Raw genomic sequence first — 265 nt, 5'->3', positions numbered from 1 at the left:
CTGTTTTCACTACAAATAGTTTTTACAGGCGAAGGTATTGGCAATCCTGGATTTGGATTAACTGTTACTACTCCACTTGATAATGTGTTTCCAACACAACCATTTCGAACAGAGCTAACTTCAAAATAGATTGTTCCTGCTACTAGTGGATTACTTGTTATTACTTGTAAATCAATCGATGTTGTAGTAGATGCAGCTGTGATTGTTCCAGAAGTAGTTCCTCCTACAACAGTTACACCACTTGTAATAGCTGTCCATGTGTAAG

The 265-nt window shown here is 37.4% G+C and carries 1 protein-coding gene; it reads right to left on the bottom strand.

Annotation, left to right across the window (positions count from 1 at the left end; genetic code table 11):
• A partial coding sequence (locus tag GFJ99_RS13575; RefSeq protein ID WP_162524039.1) for a hypothetical protein occupies positions 1-265 on the bottom strand: 265 nt, incomplete at both ends.

This window comes from Flavobacterium sp. LMO6 (assembly GCF_009495795.1).
Lineage (GTDB): Bacteria > Bacteroidota > Bacteroidia > Flavobacteriales > Flavobacteriaceae > Flavobacterium.
Note: the sequence above shows the minus strand (reverse complement) of the source record. Positions and strands in the feature narration are given on the sequence as shown.